This window comes from Herbiconiux sp. 11R-BC (genome assembly GCF_049472555.1).
In the GTDB taxonomy this organism is placed as follows: domain Bacteria; phylum Actinomycetota; class Actinomycetes; order Actinomycetales; family Microbacteriaceae; genus Herbiconiux.
This window is the reverse complement of the sequence record NZ_JBCEBO010000005.1, coordinates 111,568-129,500: the sequence shown is the minus strand read 5'-3', so window position 1 is coordinate 129,500 and position 17,933 is coordinate 111,568. Positions and strand designations below refer to the sequence as shown.

18 protein-coding genes are annotated in these 17,933 nt (G+C 70.2%); 9 read left to right on the top strand and 9 right to left on the bottom strand.

The genetic code is table 11. The features are described from left to right. Positions 1 to 126 precede the first annotated feature (126 nt). The gene (locus tag VD659_RS13375) at positions 127 to 351 is read left to right on the top strand and encodes a DUF3107 domain-containing protein (protein WP_423261572.1); all 225 of its coding nucleotides are present in this window, start codon (positions 127 to 129) and stop codon (positions 349 to 351) included. 9 nt (positions 352 to 360) lie between these two features. Further along, positions 361 to 663 (top strand): hypothetical protein, encoded by a 303-nt coding sequence (locus VD659_RS13370; RefSeq protein WP_423261571.1) that lies wholly within the window; start codon positions 361 to 363, stop codon positions 661 to 663. Between the two features lie 45 nt (positions 664 to 708). On the opposite strand, the gene VD659_RS13365 is transcribed toward VD659_RS13370, so the two are convergent. Continuing rightward, entirely contained in the window at positions 709 to 1,434 is a 726-nt protein-coding gene (locus VD659_RS13365) for a ferritin-like fold-containing protein (protein ID WP_423261570.1), read from the bottom strand. A 250-nt stretch (positions 1,435 to 1,684) separates the two neighbouring features. On the opposite strand from VD659_RS13365, the gene VD659_RS13360 reads away from it, so the two are divergent. Beyond that, entirely contained in the window at positions 1,685 to 3,295 is a 1,611-nt protein-coding gene (locus VD659_RS13360; protein WP_423261717.1) for a DEAD/DEAH box helicase, read from the top strand. Positions 3,296 to 3,511: 216 nt separating this feature from the next. Here the strand turns inward: VD659_RS13360 and VD659_RS13355 are convergent, their stop codons facing one another. Continuing rightward, positions 3,512 to 4,384, bottom strand: a complete 873-nt coding sequence (locus VD659_RS13355; protein ID WP_423261569.1) for a PHP domain-containing protein — start codon at positions 4,382 to 4,384, stop codon at positions 3,512 to 3,514. An 84-nt stretch (positions 4,385 to 4,468) separates the two neighbouring features. Here VD659_RS13355 and VD659_RS13350 point away from each other — a divergent pair, with 84 nt between their 5' ends. From VD659_RS13350 to VD659_RS13335, 4 genes are read left to right on the top strand one after another with little or no spacing between them, the layout of a single operon-like run. Beyond that, positions 4,469 to 5,992, top strand: a complete 1,524-nt coding sequence (locus VD659_RS13350; RefSeq protein WP_423261568.1) for an aminopeptidase P family protein — start codon at positions 4,469 to 4,471, stop codon at positions 5,990 to 5,992. 49 nt (positions 5,993 to 6,041) lie between these two features. Then, positions 6,042 to 7,382, top strand: coding sequence for a magnesium transporter MgtE N-terminal domain-containing protein (locus tag VD659_RS13345; RefSeq protein WP_423261567.1), 1,341 nt, complete (start codon positions 6,042 to 6,044; stop codon positions 7,380 to 7,382). Then, on the top strand, positions 7,369 to 7,962 hold the full coding sequence (locus VD659_RS13340) for a DUF1003 domain-containing protein (RefSeq protein ID WP_423261566.1): 594 nt from the start codon (positions 7,369 to 7,371) through the stop codon (positions 7,960 to 7,962). Before VD659_RS13345 ends, VD659_RS13340 begins: the two co-directional genes overlap by 14 nt. Before the next feature lies 1 nt (position 7,963). Continuing rightward, complete coding sequence (locus VD659_RS13335) at positions 7,964 to 9,253, top strand: P-loop NTPase (protein WP_423261565.1); 1,290 nt, start codon at positions 7,964 to 7,966, stop codon at positions 9,251 to 9,253. Between the two features lie 95 nt (positions 9,254 to 9,348). On the opposite strand, the gene VD659_RS13330 is transcribed toward VD659_RS13335, so the two are convergent. Continuing rightward, entirely contained in the window at positions 9,349 to 9,777 is a 429-nt protein-coding gene (locus VD659_RS13330; RefSeq protein ID WP_423261564.1) for a Sec-independent protein translocase TatB, read from the bottom strand. A 71-nt stretch (positions 9,778 to 9,848) separates the two neighbouring features. On the opposite strand from VD659_RS13330, the gene VD659_RS13325 reads away from it, so the two are divergent. Further along, positions 9,849 to 10,481 (top strand): O-methyltransferase, encoded by a 633-nt coding sequence (locus VD659_RS13325; protein WP_423261563.1) that lies wholly within the window; start codon positions 9,849 to 9,851, stop codon positions 10,479 to 10,481. 51 nt (positions 10,482 to 10,532) lie between these two features. Here the strand turns inward: VD659_RS13325 and VD659_RS13320 are convergent, their stop codons facing one another. The 3 genes from VD659_RS13320 to dapE form a co-directional block, all read right to left on the bottom strand. After that, a complete protein-coding gene (locus VD659_RS13320; RefSeq protein ID WP_084361480.1) occupies positions 10,533 to 10,706 on the bottom strand; it encodes a DUF3117 domain-containing protein in 174 nt (57 codons plus the stop codon). A 105-nt stretch (positions 10,707 to 10,811) separates the two neighbouring features. Further along, positions 10,812 to 12,044 carry a mannosyltransferase family protein gene (locus VD659_RS13315; protein ID WP_423261562.1) on the bottom strand — a complete coding sequence of 411 codons (1,233 nt, stop codon included), beginning with the start codon at positions 12,042 to 12,044 and terminating at the stop codon, positions 10,812 to 10,814. A gap of 10 nt (positions 12,045 to 12,054) precedes the next feature. Beyond that, positions 12,055 to 13,164 (bottom strand): succinyl-diaminopimelate desuccinylase, encoded by a 1,110-nt coding sequence (gene dapE, locus VD659_RS13310; RefSeq protein ID WP_423261561.1) that lies wholly within the window; start codon positions 13,162 to 13,164, stop codon positions 12,055 to 12,057. Positions 13,165 to 13,203: 39 nt separating this feature from the next. Between dapE and dapD the strand changes: the two genes are divergently transcribed. Continuing rightward, complete coding sequence (dapD, locus tag VD659_RS13305; protein WP_423261560.1) at positions 13,204 to 14,178, top strand: 2,3,4,5-tetrahydropyridine-2,6-dicarboxylate N-succinyltransferase; 975 nt, start codon at positions 13,204 to 13,206, stop codon at positions 14,176 to 14,178. 88 nt (positions 14,179 to 14,266) lie between these two features. On the opposite strand, the gene VD659_RS13300 is transcribed toward dapD, so the two are convergent. From VD659_RS13300 to dapC, 3 genes are all read right to left on the bottom strand, one after another. Continuing rightward, positions 14,267 to 15,202 (bottom strand): hypothetical protein, encoded by a 936-nt coding sequence (locus tag VD659_RS13300; RefSeq protein WP_423261559.1) that lies wholly within the window; start codon positions 15,200 to 15,202, stop codon positions 14,267 to 14,269. A 132-nt stretch (positions 15,203 to 15,334) separates the two neighbouring features. Continuing rightward, positions 15,335 to 16,630, bottom strand: a complete 1,296-nt coding sequence (locus VD659_RS13295) for a citrate synthase (protein ID WP_423261558.1) — start codon at positions 16,628 to 16,630, stop codon at positions 15,335 to 15,337. Positions 16,631 to 16,807: 177 nt separating this feature from the next. Then, positions 16,808 to 17,923 (bottom strand): succinyldiaminopimelate transaminase, encoded by a 1,116-nt coding sequence (gene dapC, locus VD659_RS13290; protein WP_423261557.1) that lies wholly within the window; start codon positions 17,921 to 17,923, stop codon positions 16,808 to 16,810. Positions 17,924 to 17,933 lie beyond the last annotated feature (10 nt).

Genomic DNA, 17,933 nt, shown 5'->3' with positions numbered 1-17,933 from the left:
CCGCGGCCGGGGTGTTCGCTGTGGGCTGGTGCCCCGGGGGGCCCGCACGGGCATCCGGGCCCACGCGGTGCCGTAACCTGGGCACGTGGTCGTCAATCCGATCACGTGACGTGAAAGGCACATCTGATGGACATCCGTATCGGCATCGCCAACTCGCCCCGTGAGCTCAACTTCGAGTCGAGCCAGACCCCCGCCGAGATCGAGAAGACCGTAGCCGAGGCCCTCACCGGCACTGGCACGCACCTCACCCTCTCCGACAACAAGGGCAAGCTCTACGTCGTCCCGGTCGCCTCGCTCGCCTACGTCGAGATCGGCAGCGAAGAGTCCCGCCGCGTCGGCTTCGTCGGCTAGCATCCCCTCATGGAACTGCTGTTCATCACCCTCGGCGGAATCATCCTCGGGCTCTTCGCCCGCTACTTCCTGCCGAACCGCGACCGCCACGGCGCGGTGCTGATCCCCGCCATCGGAGCCGCCGTGTCGTCCGTGGTGTGGGTGGCGCTCACCTGGGCCGGCTGGGCCTGGGACGGCGGATGGATCTGGGTCGTCAGCCTCGTCGTGACCGCTCTCGTGGTGGCCGCCGCCGACATCCAGATCGGTCGCAGCCGCAAGACCCACGACGAGCAGCGCCTGCAGCTCCTGCTGTCGGGTCGCGCCGCGGTCTGACCGCGCCGCGCGACCCGCGCGTCGAATGCCGGCCCCGCACACTGCTCAGGCCGTGAGGCCGAGGCGGTCCATCCGGCGGGTGTGTGCCGCGATCATCTCGGTGAAGACCGGTTCGATGCGCTGCTCGTCGGACTCGGGATTGCCCGTGAGATGGATGGCCGAGCGCGCGACGAGCAAGGTGTCGCCCACGACGCGACGACCCCACATCGCGAGCCGCGAGCCGAGCACCGGGTCACCGGTGATGGCCTCGGCCAGGATGCGGTCGATGGCGTCGCGGCCGGTCTCGGCGTCGAGGATGGCCACGCAGCGCGGGCCGATGTCGCCCGGCAGGCCCACGGCGAGCAGGGTGAAGAAGTCGTCGAGGATGCCCGAGGTCAGATAGACGCTCGCGAGCTGCTCGTACCAGTCGGCGCCCTTCACGAGGGCCCGGTAGCGGTCGATGCCGGGAGTGAACGGCGCGATGATCTCCGACGGCGTGTCCACCCGGCGGCGGATCTCGGCCACGAAGCGCTCGTGCTTGTCGAGCGCCTGGCCCGCAGCGGGGGCGAGCGCCTGCTTGGCGGCGACCGTGGGGGCCCGGCCGATGGCATCCGACAGCTCCTCGAAGATCGCGAGCTGCACGTAGGCGACCTGCCCGAGATAGGGCAGCACCTCGGGGGTCAGCTCCGCCAGGTTCACCTTGGGGTAGCTCGAGGTGTCGATCCGGGGCTTCAGCCGCGGAATGTCGATGCGCACCTTCGGGCGGCGGAGGAATCCGAACACGACGGCCATCCTATCGGCCCCGCCCGGGCGCTCTTCGCGCGTCACGGAGCGCCGTACGACGTCGAGAAGACCTCAGTCGACTAAACTCGATCCGGGCCCTGACGAAACTCGGGGCAATCGCCGCCGCCCGGCGCCATCGCCGGTCATCGCTTCGCTGCCATCGCAGCACCGTTCTCACCACGGCGGCCTCGCACTCACGACAGGTATCCCAGTGACCAATAACATCGAGACGTTCTCCGATCTCAACATCGACCAGGACATGGTCGACGCCCTCGCAGCCAAAGGCATCCTCGAGCCCTTCCCCATCCAGGAGCAGACCATCCCCCTCGCCCTCGACGGGCAGGACATCATCGGCCAGGCCAAGACCGGCACCGGCAAGACCTTCGGATTCGGCCTGCCGCTGATCCAGCGCCTCGGGCTCGACCCCGAGCCGGGCGTCAAGGCGCTCGTCGTCGTGCCCACCCGCGAACTCTGCGTGCAGGTCACCGAAGACCTCGAGATCGCCGCGGGCAACCGGCCCACCAAGATCGTCTCGATCTACGGCGGCAAGGCCTACGAGGGGCAGATCGAGCAGATCAAGGCCGGCGCGCAGATCGTCGTCGGCACCCCGGGCCGCCTCCTCGACCTCGCCGGCCAGCGCCTGCTGAACCTCGGCAAGGTGCAGGAGATGGTGCTCGACGAGGCCGACAAGATGCTCGACCTCGGCTTCCTCGCCGACATCGAGAAGCTGTTCGCGCAGACCCCGCCCGAGCGTCACACCATGCTCTTCTCGGCCACGATGCCCGGCCCGATCGTCGCCCTCGCGCGCCGCTTCATGAACCGGCCCATCCACATCCGCGCCACCGACCCCGACGAGGGCCTGACGCAGGCGAACATCAAGCACCTCATCTACCGCGCCCACAACATGGACAAAGACGAGGTCATCTCGCGCATCCTGCAGGCCGAGGGCCGCGGCAAGACCGTCATCTTCACCCGCACCAAGCGCGCCGCCGCCAAGCTCGTCGAAGAGCTCAACGACCGCGGCTTCAACGCTGCCGCCGTGCACGGCGACCTCAACCAGGAGCAGCGCGAGCGCGCCATGGCCGCGTTCAAGGCCGGTAAGAAGGACATCCTGATCGCCACGGATGTCGCCGCCCGCGGCATCGACGTCGACGACGTCACGCACGTGATCAACCACACCATCCCGGACGACGACAAGACCTACCTGCACCGTGCCGGCCGCACGGGCCGCGCCGGCAAGACCGGTATCGCGGTCACCTTCGTGGACTGGGACGACCTGCACAAGTGGGCGCTCATCAACCGGGCCCTCGAGTTCGGCCAGCCCGAGCCCACCGAGACCTACTCCTCGTCGCCGCACCTGTTCACCGACCTCGACATCCCGGAGGGCACCCGCGGGCGCCTGAAGGCGTCGACGCGCTCGGCCGAGGTGGGAACCGGGTCGGGTGCGGGCGGCGGCTCCCGCTCAGGCGGCGACCGCGGCGGATCGCGAGGCGGCTCCCGCTCGGGTGACGCACGCTCCGGCGACGGGCGCTCGCGCTCAGGCGGCTCCTCCGAGGGCCGCTCTTCCGAGGGCCGTTCCTCCGAGGGCCGCTCTTCCGAGGGCCGTTCCTCCGAGGGCCGTTCCTCCGAGGGCCGGGCGCCGCGCAGCCGCAACCGCTCGGCCGGTGCCGACGGCGCACCCCGCAGCTTCAACGAGATCTTCCCCGCCGCGGCCCCCGCGGCTGCCGGTGAGGCCGCCTCCTCGTCCGGCTCCGCCGCCTCGACGGAGTCCACCTCCGCCGGAGCCGGCTCCGAGCACCACGACGGCAACAGCGCTCCGCGCCGCCGCAGCCGCACCCGCCGCCGCGCCCCCCGCCCCGCCGCCGAGTAGCCCCCACCCCAGGAGCCTTTTCCCCGACCAGGGCAACCTCCCAAAAACAAGGAGATCTTCCACGACACGCCGCCGGCCCCAGGCCGGCAACGGGGTGTCGTGGAAGATCTCCTTCGTTTTGGTCGCGCGGTGCTCGATCTCTGGCCGATGGCCGATGGCCGACCACCGACCACCGATGGCTGGCGGCCGATGACGCCAGCGGCCGTGAGGGAGGGGTCAGGCCGGGTAGACGGGCTGCCAGCCGGTCGCTCGGGCGATGAGGGCGTCGAGCACTTCGGGGCGGGTGGTGTTCTCACCGAGGCGGTTGGGCTTGCCCTCGCCGTGGTAGTCACTCGACCCCGTGAGCTGCAGCCCGTATTCGTCGGCGAGCCGCTGGAGCCGCACCCTGCCCTCCGGCGTGTTCTCGCGGTGGTCGATCTCGAGGCCGAACAGGCCCGCCTCCACGAAGTCGCGCATCCGGTGCTCGAGCACCACGTCGGCGCGGCTCACCGTGGCCGGATGCGCGATCACGGGCACCCCGCCCGCCGTCACCACGAGTTCGATCGCCATGAGCGGGTCGGGCGCGTAGTGCGGCTGGTAGTAGCCGGCCCGCCAGTGCAGGATTCCCGCGAAGGCCTCACTGCGCGTGCCCGCGAGCCCGCGGGCCACGAGGGCGTCGGCGATGTGCGGCCGGCCCACGGTCGCGCCGGGGTTGGTCTGGGCGACCACGTCGTCCCAGTTCACGTCGTAGTCGCGCGAGATCCGGGCGACCATCTCCTCGGCCCGGTGCAGCCGCGCCTCCCGGATGCGCGCGGTCTCGGCCACGAGCTTCGCGTTGTTCGGGTCGAACAGGTACGCGAGCAGGTGCACGCTCGACCAGTCGACGCGGGTGCTGAGCTCCATGCCCGGGATGAGCGTCACGCCCTCGCGGCGAGCCGCATCCGTGGCCTCGGCCCAGCCCGCGGTCGAGTCGTGATCGGTCAGAGCGACGGTGCCGAGGCCGGCCGCGGCCGCGGCGGCCACCAGGCGCGCCGGCGATTCCGTGCCGTCGGAGACCCTGCTGTGCGTGTGCAGATCGATCGGCTCCCGGAAGCGCCGATCGGAAGACATTCCACAATCGTAACGAGTCGGCCGGTTCTCCACAGACACCGCGCATCCGCGAGCGCTCCGGATGCGCGGGTGGAGAATGGATGCATGGCCAACACCTCAGACACCGCCACCGAGCACACCGCCACCGAGCACACCCCCGCCGAGACCACCGCTGCGCTCGCGGCCGGTCACCCGGTGACCGACGCCCCCGAGCCCCGCGCCACCAGCAATCGGTCGACCACGCCGAGCTCCGAGCGGTTCCGCGACTACATCGGCTCGAACTGGGCCGAGCGCGACGACGTGCTGCCCCCGGCGCGCGAGCAGGCCCCGTACGCGGCCGCCCGCCGGCAGGCCCTCTCGGCGCTGTTCCCGGGCAAGCGCCTGATCGTTCCGGCGGGTGCGCTGAAGCAGCGCTCGAACGACACCGATTACCCGTTCCGCGCGCACTCCGCCTTCTCCTACCTCACGGGCTGGGCCTCCGACGCCGAGCCGGGGTCTTTCCTGGTGCTCGAGCCCTCGGGCGCCGGCCACGAGGCCACGCTCTACTTCCGTGAGCGCGCGGGCCGCGATTCCGACGAGTTCTACGCGAACCCCGAGATCGGCGAGTTCTGGATCGGGCCGCGTCCCTCGCTCGCCCAGGTCGCGAGCGACCTCGCGATCGCCACCCGCGGCATCGCCGACTTCGACGGGGTGGTCTTCGATGCCGGCACGCTCGTGCTGCGCGAGCCCGCCCCGGAGCTGCCGGCCGGCGCCGGCGACGAGGCCGACGCCGAACTGGCCCGAGTGCTCTCGGAGCAGCGCCTGGTGAAAGACGCCTACGAGATCGAGCAGATGCGGTTGGCCATCGCCGCCACCGCGCGCGGCTTCGACGACGTGATCGCCGACTTCCCGCGCAGTTCGCAGCACGAACGCGGCGAGCGCCTGGTCGAGGGCGTGTTCAACACGCGTGCCCGGCTCGACGGCAACACCGTGGGCTACGACACCATCGCCGCCTCGGGCCCGCACGCCTGCATCCTGCACTGGACGCGCAACGACGGCCCGGTCGTCCCGGGCGACCTCATCCTGATGGACGCCGGGGTCGAGCTCGACAGCCTGTACACGGCCGACATCACGCGCACCATCCCGGTGGCGGGCCGCTACACCGAGGTGCAGCGCACGATCTACGAGGCGGTGCGCGAGGCGGCCGATGCGGCCTTCGCCATCGTGCGGCCGGGAATCCGGTTCCGGGAGATCCATCAGACGGCGATGGCCGTCATCGCGAAACGCACCGCGGAGTGGGGCCTGCTGCCGGTCACGGCCGAGCAGGCGCTCGAGGCCGACAACCAGCAGCACCGCCGCTACATGGTGCACGGCACGAGCCACCACCTCGGCATCGACGTGCACGACTGCGCGCAGGCGCGGCGCGAGATGTATCTCGACGGCGTGCTCGAGGCCGGCATGGTGTTCACCATCGAACCGGGTCTCTACTTCCAGCCCGACGACCTCACGGTGCCGGTCGAGATGCGGGGAATCGGTGTGCGCATCGAAGACGACGTGCTGGTGACGGCCGACGGCGCCGAGAACCTCTCCGCCGCCATCCCCCGCACCGCCGACGAGGTCGAGGAGTGGTTCGCCCGCCTGAACGCCTGACCCTCGCGCGTGCCGGGAGCGCCCAGGGCGAAGGTCTAAGTTAGTAGTCGTGAGTGCCACCAGAGTCTTCGTCGCCCGATTGGCGGGGTGCACCGTTTTCGACCCCGCCGGCGACCGGCTCGGCAAGGTGCGCGACGTGCTCGTCGTCTACCGCAAAGACGACCCGCCGCGCGTCGTCGGCCTCATCGTCGAGATCCCCGGGCGCCGGCGCGTCTTCGTGTCGATCGGCCGGGTCACGAGCATCTCGAGCGGTCAGATCATCACCACCGGTCTCATCAACGTGCGCCGCTTCGAGCAGCGCGGCGGCGAGGTGCGGGTGATCGCCGAGCTCCTCGGCCGAACCGTAGTGTTCGCCGACGGCACGGGCCAGGCCACCATCGAAGACGTCGCCATCGAGGAGTTCGGCCCCGGCGAGTGGGCGGTGGCCCAGCTGTTCGTTCGCCGCCCAAAGACCAGCTCCTCCCCCTTCGCCAAGGGCACGACGGTCTTCGCGAACTGGTCCGACGTGCGCGAGAAGACCGCAGTGGGCCAGGCCCAGTCGGCCGAGCAGCTCATCGCGACCTACAGCGACCTCAAGCCCGCCGACCTCGCGAACACCCTGCTCGACCTCCCTCAGGCCCGCATGCTCGAGGTCGCCGAAGAACTGCCCGACGACCGGCTCGCCGACGTGCTCGAGGAGATGCCCGAGAGCGAGCAGGTCGAGATCCTCTCCCAGCTCGACGACGACCGCGCGGCCGACGTGCTCGACCAGATGCAGCCTGACGATGCCGCCGACCTCATCGCCCAGCTCTCCGAGGAGCGCGGCGAGCACCTGCTCGAGCTCATGCAGCCCGAGGAGGCCGACGACGTGCGCATGCTGCTCGCCTACGCCCCCGACACCGCCGGCGGCCTGATGACCACCGAGCCCATCATCGTGAGCGCCGACGCCACTGTGGCCGAGGGCCTCGCCCTCATCCGCCGGCACGAGCTCGCTCCGGCGCTGGGCGCCGCCATCTGCGTGACCCTGCCGCCGTACGAGCCGCCCACCGGCCGATTCCTCGGCATGGTGCACTTCCAGCGGATGCTGCGCTATCCGCCCCACGAGCGCCTCGGCACGATCCTCGATCAGGGTCTGGAGCCGGTCACGGCCGACACGAGCGCGGCCGTCGTGTCGCGCATCCTCGCGAGCTACAACCTCGTCTCCGTTCCGGTTGTCGACGACAACCACCGACTGGTCGGGGTGGTGACCATTGACGATGTCCTCGACTACCTCCTGCCCGACGACTGGCGAAGTAACGACAGCGATGACGACACCCCCGAGCGGGTGCCGGATCGCACGCCCACGCGAGCGCTGAGCGGAGCGCCGCGCCCCACCACCCGCGGAAGGAGGACCGGCCATGGCACGTCGTGACAACAGCACCCACAACACTCGAGGCACCCGAGGGCTCGACGCCCCCAAAGGCCGCCGCAGCGGTGTGATCCCCCGTCGGCCGGTCGCCGGCCGCGACCGCTTCGGCCGGTTCACCGAGGCCATCGCCCGTGCCATGGGCACACCCTGGTTCCTCTTCGGTCTCACGCTCTTCGTCGTGGTCTGGATGCTCTTCAACACCCTGGGGCCCGAAGCCTGGCGTTTCGACTCGGCGGCGATCGGCTTCACGGCTCTCACGCTCATCCTCTCGCTCCAGGCGTCCTACGCGGCCCCGCTCATCCTGCTGGCGCAGAACCGTCAGGACGACCGCGATCGCGTGCAGTTCGAGCAGGACCGGCAGCGCGCCGAGCGCAACCTCGCCGACACCGAGTACCTCGCCCGGGAGGTCGTGGCCCTGCGGCTCGCCCTGCAGGACATGGCGAGCAAGGAGTTCATCCGCGCCGAGCTTCGGGCGCTCCTCGACGAGCTCGACGAACGTGACGAGCAGCGCGAGAGCGACGCTCTCTCCGCCACCGATCCCGCCGGTGCGGCCGTCGCGCAGCCCGAGCTCCCGAAGGCCTGAGATGGCCGCCCAGCACGCCCCCGGCGGGGTCGCGGATGCGGTGCGCGCGGCCCTGAGCCAGGTCATCGACCCCGAGATCCGCAAGCCGATCACCGAGCTCGGCATGGTGGGCGCGGTCGACGTCGGCGCATCCGGAACCGCCTCGGTCGTCCTGAAGCTGACGATCGTCGGATGCCCGGCCGCCTCGGCCATCGAGCGCGACGTGCGCGAGGCCGCGGCCGGTGTCCCCGGCGTGAGCGGGGTGGCCGTCGACGTCTCGGTGATGACCAAGGAGGAACGCGCCGCTCTCACGCTGCAGCTGCGCGGCCCGGGGCGCCGCACGATGCCCTTCGGACCGGGCACCCTCACGAGGGTCTACGCCATCACGAGCGGCAAGGGCGGGGTGGGCAAGTCCACCCTCACCGCCAACCTCGCGGTGGCTCTAGCCGCACGGGGGCTCTCGGTGGGCCTCATCGACGCCGACGTCTACGGCTTCTCGATCCCGGGCATCCTGGGGCTCGTCGACGAGAACGGCGTGGCGGCTCGGCCCACCCGGGTCGACGAGATGATCCTGCCGCCGGTCGCGCATGGCGTGAAGGTCATCTCCATCGGCATGTTCATCGACCCCGAGCAGGCCTCCGCCACCGGCGGCGCGGTGGCCTGGCGCGGGCCGATGCTGCACCGCACCATCGAGCAGTTCCTCACCGACGTCTACTTCGGCGACCTCGACGTGCTGCTGCTCGATCTGCCCCCCGGCACCGGCGACGTCGCCATCTCCCTCGGCCAGCTGCTGCCGAACGCCGAGGTGATCGTGCTCACCACCCCGCAGTCGGCAGCGGCCGACGTGGCCGAGCGCTCCGGCCTGGTGGCGATGCAGACCGGGCAGCACGTCTACGGCGTGATCGAGAACATGGCCGGGTTCGCCGCGCCCGACGGCACGATCGTCGAACTCTTCGGAGCCGGCGGCGGTGCCGAGGTCGCCCGTCGCCTCAGCGAGCGGCAGCAGGCCCGTGCCGCCGAGAAGCGGCCTGCACTGGCGCCGGATGACGCGCTGGTTCCCGCGGCGGGCACAGCGCGGGCGGAGCACGACAGCGCAGCGGGTGCGGGCGCAGACGCCGCTGATGCCGCGGTGCCGCTGCTGGCCTCCGTGCCCCTCAGCCTGGCCCTGCGCACCGGCGGCGACGCGGGTGCGCCGGTCGTGCTCGCCGACCCCTCGGATCCGGCGAGCCTCGCCATCGCCGCCGTCGCCGACCGCCTGGCGCGCCGCGGCCGCGGTCTCGCCGGGCGCCCGCTCGTCGTCGCGCCCCGCTGAGGCTCGTCTCGGCTGACGAGACCATCCAGCGCGCCGATGGACGCAGACCCAGTCCCGGTCCCGGACCCGGACCCGGATCCGGCCCCGCTTGCGAGCTAGGTCGCCTCGGTGTCGAAGGCGGTCACAGCGGGTGACGCCGGCGCGGCTACTGCTGCGGCGGCCGTAGCGTCGACCGGTCCACCGGCCGACTTCGCCTTGTGCTGCAGGTAGGCGGGCTCCGGCCGGGTCGACGGCCGCGACACCGGCGACACCGCGGGCGGGCCCGCCGGCTCCTCGTCGAGCAGTGCCTCGCGGATGATACGGCGCGGGTCGTACTGCCGCGGGTCGAGCTTCTTCCAGTCGACGTCGTCGAACTCGGGGCCCATCTCGTCGCGCATGCGGTCTTTCGCGCCGTTGGCCATGTCGCGAACGGTGCGCACCAGCTGAGCGAGTTTGGCGGCATAGCCGGGGAGCCGCTCCGGACCGAGCACGAACACCGCGATCACCCCGATGAGCAGCAGCTTCTCGAAGGTCAACCCGAACATTCTGAAAGCATACCGCCGCGCCTCGGGCCTGCCTGGGCACCGGATCCCTATGCTGGCTGAGGAGGCCCACCGTGTCACGAAAAGAATCCAGTTGGAAGTTCGCCGACGACATCGTCGTCGAGTCCCCCCAGATCATGGCCGCGCGCGCCCACGCCACCGAGGTGGGGGTCGAGTCGGTCTCGCCCGCCATCGGCAGCCAGCTGGCCGTGATCGCTGCGGCGACGGATGCGCGCTCCATCGTCGAGATCGGCACCGGTCTCGGAGTCTCCGCGCTCTGGATGCTGAAGGGCGCTCCCGAAGCCACCATCACCTCGATCGACACCGAGGTGGAGCACCAGCAGGTGGCGCGCGCGGCGCTGCTGGAGGCCCGGGTGCCGGCCAACCGCATCCGTCTGATCACGGGGCGCGCCGGCGACGTGCTGCCCCGGCTCAACGAGAACTCCTACGACCTCGTGCTCGTCGACGCCGACGCCGACAAGGTGATCGAGTACGTCGAGCACGCCCTGCGGCTCGTGCGCCGCGGCGGAACGGTGCTCGTGCCGCACGCGCTCTGGAAGGACAAGGTCGCCGATCCGGCACAGCGCGGCGACGTCGTCGCCGACTTCCGCACGCTCATCGCCGAGCTCTCCGCCTCCGACGCCGTGCTCGTGGCGCTCTCCCCCGCCGGAGACGGCCTGCTGCAGGTCACCAAGACCGCGAGCTGAAACACCGACGACCCCGGCGCATCCGCACCGAGGCCGTCGTGTCTCGTGTCGCTAGGCGGGGCTGACCACCCCGGCAAGAGCGTCGTGAAGCTCTTTCGCCTCTGCGTCATTGACGGAGACGACGAGTCGCCCCCCGCCCTCCAGCGGCACTCGCACGATGATGAGGCGTCCTTCTTTCACTGCCTCCATCGGTCCGTCTCCGGTCCTGGGTTTCATGGCGGCCATTCGGCTCCCCTTTCGTGGTGTCGACCTCTATTATCGCGGATGCACGAGACCTCGTGGAACTCCTGAGAGCGCGCGCCCGGCATTGGGCGGATGTTCGGCCCGGGTTCACGGGGGTGTCCAGTCCCGTCCGTCCACGCCCCAGGCGATGGTCATCCAGCCCACCTGACCGGCGACGGCGACGATCACGAGCACCGTGCGGTAGATCTTCGAGCGCGGCACCGCGAGCGCTCCGAGTGCCGGGAACATCGGCATCAGCAGGCGGAAGGTGCTCGACTGCGGAAAGAACACCGCGAGCAAGTAGAGACCGTAGCTCGCGAGCCACAGCCGCAGGTCGACGCCGAGCCGCTTCACCGGCGGGATGAACAGGAACACTGCGAAGCCCACGATCAGCAGCACCACCACGACGATGCCGAGGGGCTCGCCGAGCCACCAGTTGCCGCCCTGGAACCAGGCGGTGAACGGCACGAGTTCGCCGTAGCCGATGTAGGAGGCCCGCCAGGCCAGCTCGGTGTCGGTGTAGGCGCTCATCGACCCCGTCACGATCCAGGCGATCAGCGGCCAGGCGAAGCCCATGAAGGCGCTGAAGCCGGCGAGCACCACGGTCACCGCGCGCTGCGGCACAGGGAACGGATGCTCCTTCCTCACCAGGAAGCGGTGCACGATGTGCAGCCCGAGGAAGAGCGCGAACGCGAGCCCCGAGGGCCGGGTGAGCGCCATCACCGCCACGATCGGGAACACCCAGCCATAGCGGTGCCGCACCACGAGGTAGAGCGCAGACACTAGCAGGAAGAGGGACATCGACTCGGCGTAGGCGAACTGCAGCAGCGGCGAGAGCGGCGCCACGCAGAACAGCACCACGCTGAACAGGGCCGCGCCCTCGTCTTTCAGCACGAACCGCATCAGGCGATAGAACACGAGTGCCGTGCCGGCGGCGAACAGCACCGAGAGCGACACCGCCACGAGCTCCCAGGATGCGCCGGTCAGGTCCCGCAGCGCCTGCACCAGGAACGGGTAGCCGGGCATGAACGCCCAGGCGTTCTCCCCCACGTGGCCGTCGGTGGTCATCGGCAGGATCGAGGGGTAGCCCTGGAAGCTGATGATCTTGTACCAGGTGCCGTCCCAGATGATCGCGTAGCTCAGGTACGGCGGGTTCGCGCCCGTCCACGGGTTCGCCCCCTGCGCCCGCGCGAAGAGCAGGATGATGATCGTCGTGACCACGCGCGAGAGCACGAAGACTCCGAGCACGCGCACCCACCACGGCGTGAGCCGATAGCGCAGCCGCAGCCTCGAGACCGGGGCCCGCCGGGGTTCGGCGAGCTGCGCATCCTGTTGCGTCACGACGTTCCGCTCAGACTGCGCCGGTGAGCCAGGAGCGCAGGCCGCTCTCGCACGAAACGATCTGACTCACTCGCACCCGCTCGTCGTCGGCGTGTGCCTTGAGCGGATCACCGGGGCCGTAGTTCACGGCCGGCACGCCCATGGCCGAGAAGCGGGCCACATCGGTCCAGCCGTACTTGGGCTTGGGCTCGCCGCCGACCGCCGCGAGGAACTTCTGCGCCAGCGGAGCATCCAGGCCCGGGCGCGCGCCCTCGGCGAGGTCGACGATGCGGATGTCGTAGCCCTCGCCGCCGAAGAGCTCGTGGATGTGGGCCACGGCCTCCTCACCGGAGCGGCTCGGCGCGAAGCGGTAGTTGACATGCACCATGACCTCGTCGGGGATGACGTTGCCGGCCACTCCGCCGGAGATGCCCACGGCGTTGAGGCCCTCGCGGTACACGAGGCCGTCGACCTCCACCTCGCGCGCCTGGTAGCCCGCGAGCGTGGCGAGCACGGGGGCGGCTTTGTGGATGGCGTTGTCGCCCACCCAGCTGCGCGCGGAGTGCGCCCGCAGTCCGTAGGCGCGGATCTCCGCGCGCAGGTTGCCGTTGCACCCGCCCTCGACCTGGCTGTTGCTCGGCTCGCCGAGGATGGCGAAGTCGCCGGCGAAGAGTTCGGGGTGGTTCGCGGCGAGGCGGGTGAGGCCGTTGAGCTCGTTGGAGACCTCTTCGTGGTCGTACCACATCCAGGTGATGTCGACCACGGGATCGGTGAGCTCGGCGGCGAGCTTCAGCTGCACGGCCACGCCGGCCTTCATGTCGACCGTGCCGCGGCCCCAAAGGTACTCCTCGCCGTCGATCGTCTCGGAGCGGGTGGGCACGTTGCCGTTGATCGGCACCGTGTCGATGTGCCCCGCGATCACCACGCGCTGCGCCCGCCCGAGGTTCGTGCGGGCCACGATGGTGTCGCCGTCGCGGATGATCTCGAGGTGCGGCGCCTGCGCGGCGAGCGCCGCCACGATGGCGTCGGCGATGAGCCGCTCGTCGCCCGAGACCGACTCGATGTCGCAGAGCTGCTGGGTGAGGACCGTCGACGACTCCGTCAGATCGAGAACCGGATGCGCGGGGTCGAAAGCTGGCATTCCACAAGTTTAGGGTTCCCGGGCCAATACGCTGGAGTCATGCCTGACGAAGTCCTGAACATCTCCCCTGCCGCTCCCGCCACCCACGCCTGGGGCCACGGCCTCGTCACGGTGGCCGGCGACGGCACCGTGCTCGACACCTGGTACCCGGCCCCGCAGCTCGGTGAGCCGCCCGTGGGCGCCACGCTGCAGGTTCCCGAAGAGCTGCTCGCGCACGCGGTCCCGGATGCGCGGCGCAACGTGACCGTCGACGTCACCGCCGAGGTCATCGAACTCGCCGCCCCGCCGCGGTCGACGCCGGATGCCTACCTGCGGCTGCACCTGCTCTCGCACCTCCTCGTCGTCCCGAACACCATCAACCTCGACGGCATCTTCGGCCACCTGCCGATCGTGGTGTGGACGAACGCCGGCCCCGTGCATCCGGCCGACTTCGACCGCCTGCGTCCCGCTCTGCAGCGCGCCGGCATCCAGGCCTACGGGGTGGACAAGTTCCCGCGCCTGCTCGACTACGTCACCCCGCCGAAGGTGCGCATCGCCGATGCTTCGCGCGTGCGCCTGGGCGCCCACCTCGCGCCCGGCACCACGGTGATGCACGAGGGCTTCGTGAACTTCAACGCCGGCACCGTGGGCACCTCGATGGTCGAGGGCCGCATCTCGCAAGGCGTGGTGGTGGGCGACGGCTCCGACATCGGCGGCGGGGCCTCCATCATGGGCACCCTGTCGGGCGGCGGCACGCAGCGCGTCTCGATCGGGCGGCGTGCGCTGCTCGGGGCGAACTCGGGCATCGGCATCTCGATCGGCGACGACTCGGTGGTGGAGGCGGGGCTCTACGTCACCGCCGGCACCAAGGTCGTTCTCATCGACGGCTCCGACGACGAGAACCAGATCGTCAAGGCGGTCGCCCTCTCGGGCGTGCCGAACCTCCTCTTCCGCCGCAACTCCCTCACGGGCGCCGTCGAGGCCGTCGCCCGCTCCGGCGCCGGCGTCACCCTCAACGCCACCCTCCACGCCTAGCCCCACCCCCTCCCACCTCCTCGCGACTCGCCAAATTCCGCCCTATCCACGTCGTTTTGGGGCGGAATTTGGCGAGTCGCGAGGAGGATCAGGACCGCCAACCGCGGGAATGAAGTGCGAACCCCGTGCGCCAGGGAGTGGAGCGAGGGCCGGATGCCGGCGTCTCCTTCGTCTCGCGCAAGTGGATCCACCCTGCACGCACCAGAGCCTCGTGTCGCTCGATATCAGCGAAGAACTGCTTCGAATCCGTGCGGTGCTGCTCCCCTTCGTATTCGACCACCACACGGAACTCGGGGTACACCAGGTCTCCATAGCCGATTCGGAAGCCGTGCTCGTTCAGGATCTCGAGATTCAGCGCCGGTTCCGGCAGCCGATGACGCCCGAGCGCCAGGCGAAGCGCCGTCTCCCTCGGAGACTCGGAGCCATCTCGCGCGAGCTCGAGTGCCATCAGGGCGTTCCGCCGCCCCCGTCCCCGGTAGCGGCGTACCCTGTCCCCTAGACGATCGAGACTCAGGTAGGGACGCACGTCGTCGCCCGTCTGCTTACGCGGAGTCAACACGATGTAGTCGGCGACGGCGACGAGTTCATCCACGGTCAGCGCCATCGCCAGCTGCAGCCAGACGGTTCCGACATCCAACACACGCAGGCCGTCACGTACCACAAGCCGGAGCGCCGGGTCGGACAGCTGGTGTCCCCTCACTCCTCGCAGCCGTGGCCGATTTCGGTCGTCGAACGTCGACACATGGATCGTCGGTTGCGCCTGGACGCGGTAGGGCAGGGGCATACCCCAGAGGTGGGCCGCGGTCGAATGACTGAATGCCTGGCCCGGCGTCATCCGCGGAACATACGCCCGGCAGAGGCTCGACACGTTCGAAGCCGGGTCGTCAACCGACCGGACACCGTGGAACGGACGCGCGAGATCACCCCCTCGCATCCGTTTCTCCGAGTGCGCCCGTGCGTACCCTTCCGCGACGGCGAACGGCCGTTCCCTCAGTTCCGGCGAGAGCTCTTCGTGACGGGTCATGCCCCCAGACTCGCCCGCTCTCGTCGCCCCGTGTCCGCCCACTCCCTTTCTGGGGATAACTCTCCTCGCGAGTCGCCAAAAAACGCCCTATCGCGTGCGATATAGGGCGTTTTTTGGCGACTCGCGAGGAGGCTAGCGGGGCGGGAGGTCGCGGGCGGGGGCGCCGATGTAGAGCTGCTGGGGGCGGCCGATCTTGGTCTGCGGGTCGGTGGCCATCTCTCGCCAGTGGGCGATCCAGCCGGGGAGGCGGCCGATGGCGAAGAGCACGGTGAACATGCGCGTGGGGAAGCCCATCGCCTTGTAGATGACGCCCGTGTAGAAGTCGACGTTGGGGTAGAGCCGGCGCGACACGAAGTAGTCGTCGGACAGGGCGACCTGCTCGAGCTCCTTGGCGATGTCGAGCAGCGGGTCCTGCACGCCGAGCGCGGCGAGCACCTCGTCGGCGCTCTCCTTCACGAGCTTCGCGCGCGGGTCGTAGTTCTTGTAGACGCGGTGGCCGAAGCCCATGAGACGGATGCCCGCCTCCTTGTTCTTCACGCGCTCCACGAACTTGTCGACGCCCTCGCCGGAGTCGCGGATCTGGGCGAGCATCGTGAGCACGGCCTCGTTGGCGCCGCCGTGCAGCGGCCCGAACAGGGCGTTGATCCCGGCCGAGATCGAGGCGAACATGTTGGCCTCGGTCGAGCCCACGAGGCGCACGGTCGACGTCGACGCGTTCTGCTCGTGGTCTTCGTGCAGGATGAGCAGGCGCTCGAGGGCCTTCGACAGCACCGGGTTGATCTCGTAGGGCTCTGCGAGCGTGCCGAAGTTCAGGCGCAGGAAGTTGTCGACGAACGACAGCGAGTTGTCAGGGTAGAGGAAGGCCTGACCGAGGCTCTTCTTGTGCGCGTAGGCGGCCATGACGGGCAGCTTCGCGAGCAGCCGGATGGTGGAGATCTCGACGTCCTCGGGGTTCCGCGGGTTCAGCGAGTCCTGGTAGTAGGTCGACAGCGCCGAGACGCCCGAGGAGAGCACCGACATCGGATGCGCGTTGTGCGGCAGCGCGTCGAAGAAGCGCTTGAGGTCTTCGTGGAGCAGCGTGTGGTGCCGGATCTTGTCGTCGAAGGCCGCGAGCTCGGAAGCGGTCGGCAGCTCTCCGTAGATGAGCAGCCACGCGGTCTCGAGGTAGGTCAGCGAGGTGGCGACCTGCTCGATCGGATAGCCGCGATAGCGCAGGATGCCCTGGTCGCCGTCGATGTAGGTGATCGCCGACTTCGTGGCGGCCGTGTTCACGAAGCCGTAGTCGAGCGTGGTGAGCCCGGTCTGCTTGGTGAGCGAGGCCAGATCGATGGAGGACGCCCCGTCGGTGCTGGCAAGGAGTGGGAACTCCGCCGATCCCCCCGGGTAGGTCAGTGTTGCCTTCTGAGCAGTGTGATCGACGTCCGTCACGGCGCCTCCTTGAGATATTCGGACGGAAAGTGATCCACCCGAGTTGTCGTCAGCGGGACGCTGTCGACGTCTGGTGAGACGGTGACCGCGTTGACCCTCATACAGCCTAATGTGACGCGAACCCTACTGTCGCATCCGCTCACGCTCGTCTCCTCTGCTTGGAGGAATGCTCCAGCGTCAGCGCAGCCCGTCGGCGTCGAGTCGTGCGACCGCGGCGTCGATGCGCTCGTCGCTCGCCGTCAACGAGAAGCGCACGTGCTGCGGGAAGTGGTCGCCGTAGAACGGGCCCGGCCCGGCGAGGATGCCGCGGTCGGCGAGCGCGGCGATGGTCTCCCACGCGTCCCGGCCCTCCGTGGCCCAGAGGTAGAGCCCCGCTTCGCTGCGGTCGATCCGCAGCCCTGCCCGCTCGAGCGCGGGCCGGAGTGCGGCGCGGCGGGCCGCGTAGAGCGCCTTCTGGGCGGCGACGTGCTCGTCGTCGCCGAGGGCGGCCACCATGGCGGCCTGCACCGGTGCGGGCACGATCATGCCGGCGTGCTTGCGCACCGTCACCAGCCGCGCGATCAGCGCCGGGTCCCCGGCGGCGAAGGCGGCGCGGTAGCCGGCCAGGTTCGACTGCTTGCTCAGCGAGTACGCGGCGAGGACGCCGGTGAGGTCTCCCCCGGTCACCCGGTGGTCCAGGATGCTCGGCACGGGTTCCGAGGCCCAGCGCCCGTCCCAGCCGAGCTCGGCGTAGCACTCGTCGCCCGCGATGACGGCTCCGAGTTCGCGCGCCCGCTCCACCGCCCGCCGCAGCTGCACGTGGTCGAGAACCCGGCCGTCGGGGTTGCCGGGACTGTTGACCCAGACCAGCCGGGTGTTGTCCGGCCAGGATGCCGGGTCGTCGGCGGCGAGGGCGTCGGCGCCCGCGATCCGCGCCCCCATCTCGTAGGTGGGGTACGCGGCCTCGGGATGCACGACGACGTCGCCCTCGCCGAGCCCGAGCATGAACGGCAGCCACGCCACGAACTCTTTCGAGCCGATGGTGGGCAGCACGTTCTCCTCGCTCAGTCCGCCGACCCCGCGGCGGCGCGCGAACCAGGCGACGATCGCCGAGCGCAGCCCGGGGGTTCCGACGGTGAGCGGGTAGGAGTGCGCATCCGTCGCCTCGGCCAGAGCCTCACGCACGGGCCCGGGCGTCGGGTCGACCGGGGAGCCGATCGAGAGATCGACGATGCCGCCGGGATGCGCGCGGGCGCGCACCGCGAACGGCGCCATCTGGTCCCACGGGTAGTCCGGGAGCTCTCCGAGCGGCACGGCGGCGCGC

Coding starts and splice junctions, on each gene's coding strand:
- VD659_RS13375 (WP_423261572.1), top strand. CDS start 127: ATGGACATCCGTATCGGCATCGCCAACTCGCCCCGTGAGCTCAACTTC.
- VD659_RS13370 (WP_423261571.1), top strand. CDS start 361: ATGGAACTGCTGTTCATCACCCTCGGCGGAATCATCCTCGGGCTCTTC.
- VD659_RS13365 (WP_423261570.1), bottom strand. CDS start 1,434: ATGGCCGTCGTGTTCGGATTCCTCCGCCGCCCGAAGGTGCGCATCGAC.
- VD659_RS13360 (WP_423261717.1), top strand. CDS start 1,685: ATGGTCGACGCCCTCGCAGCCAAAGGCATCCTCGAGCCCTTCCCCATC.
- VD659_RS13355 (WP_423261569.1), bottom strand. CDS start 4,384: ATGTCTTCCGATCGGCGCTTCCGGGAGCCGATCGATCTGCACACGCAC.
- VD659_RS13350 (WP_423261568.1), top strand. CDS start 4,469: ATGGCCAACACCTCAGACACCGCCACCGAGCACACCGCCACCGAGCAC.
- VD659_RS13340 (WP_423261566.1), top strand. CDS start 7,369: ATGGCACGTCGTGACAACAGCACCCACAACACTCGAGGCACCCGAGGG.
- VD659_RS13335 (WP_423261565.1), top strand. CDS start 7,964: ATGGCCGCCCAGCACGCCCCCGGCGGGGTCGCGGATGCGGTGCGCGCG.
- VD659_RS13330 (WP_423261564.1), bottom strand. CDS start 9,777: ATGTTCGGGTTGACCTTCGAGAAGCTGCTGCTCATCGGGGTGATCGCG.
- VD659_RS13320 (WP_084361480.1), bottom strand. CDS start 10,706: ATGGCCGCCATGAAACCCAGGACCGGAGACGGACCGATGGAGGCAGTG.
- dapE (WP_423261561.1), bottom strand. CDS start 13,164: ATGCCAGCTTTCGACCCCGCGCATCCGGTTCTCGATCTGACGGAGTCG.
- dapD (WP_423261560.1), top strand. CDS start 13,204: ATGCCTGACGAAGTCCTGAACATCTCCCCTGCCGCTCCCGCCACCCAC.
- VD659_RS13300 (WP_423261559.1), bottom strand. CDS start 15,202: ATGACCCGTCACGAAGAGCTCTCGCCGGAACTGAGGGAACGGCCGTTC.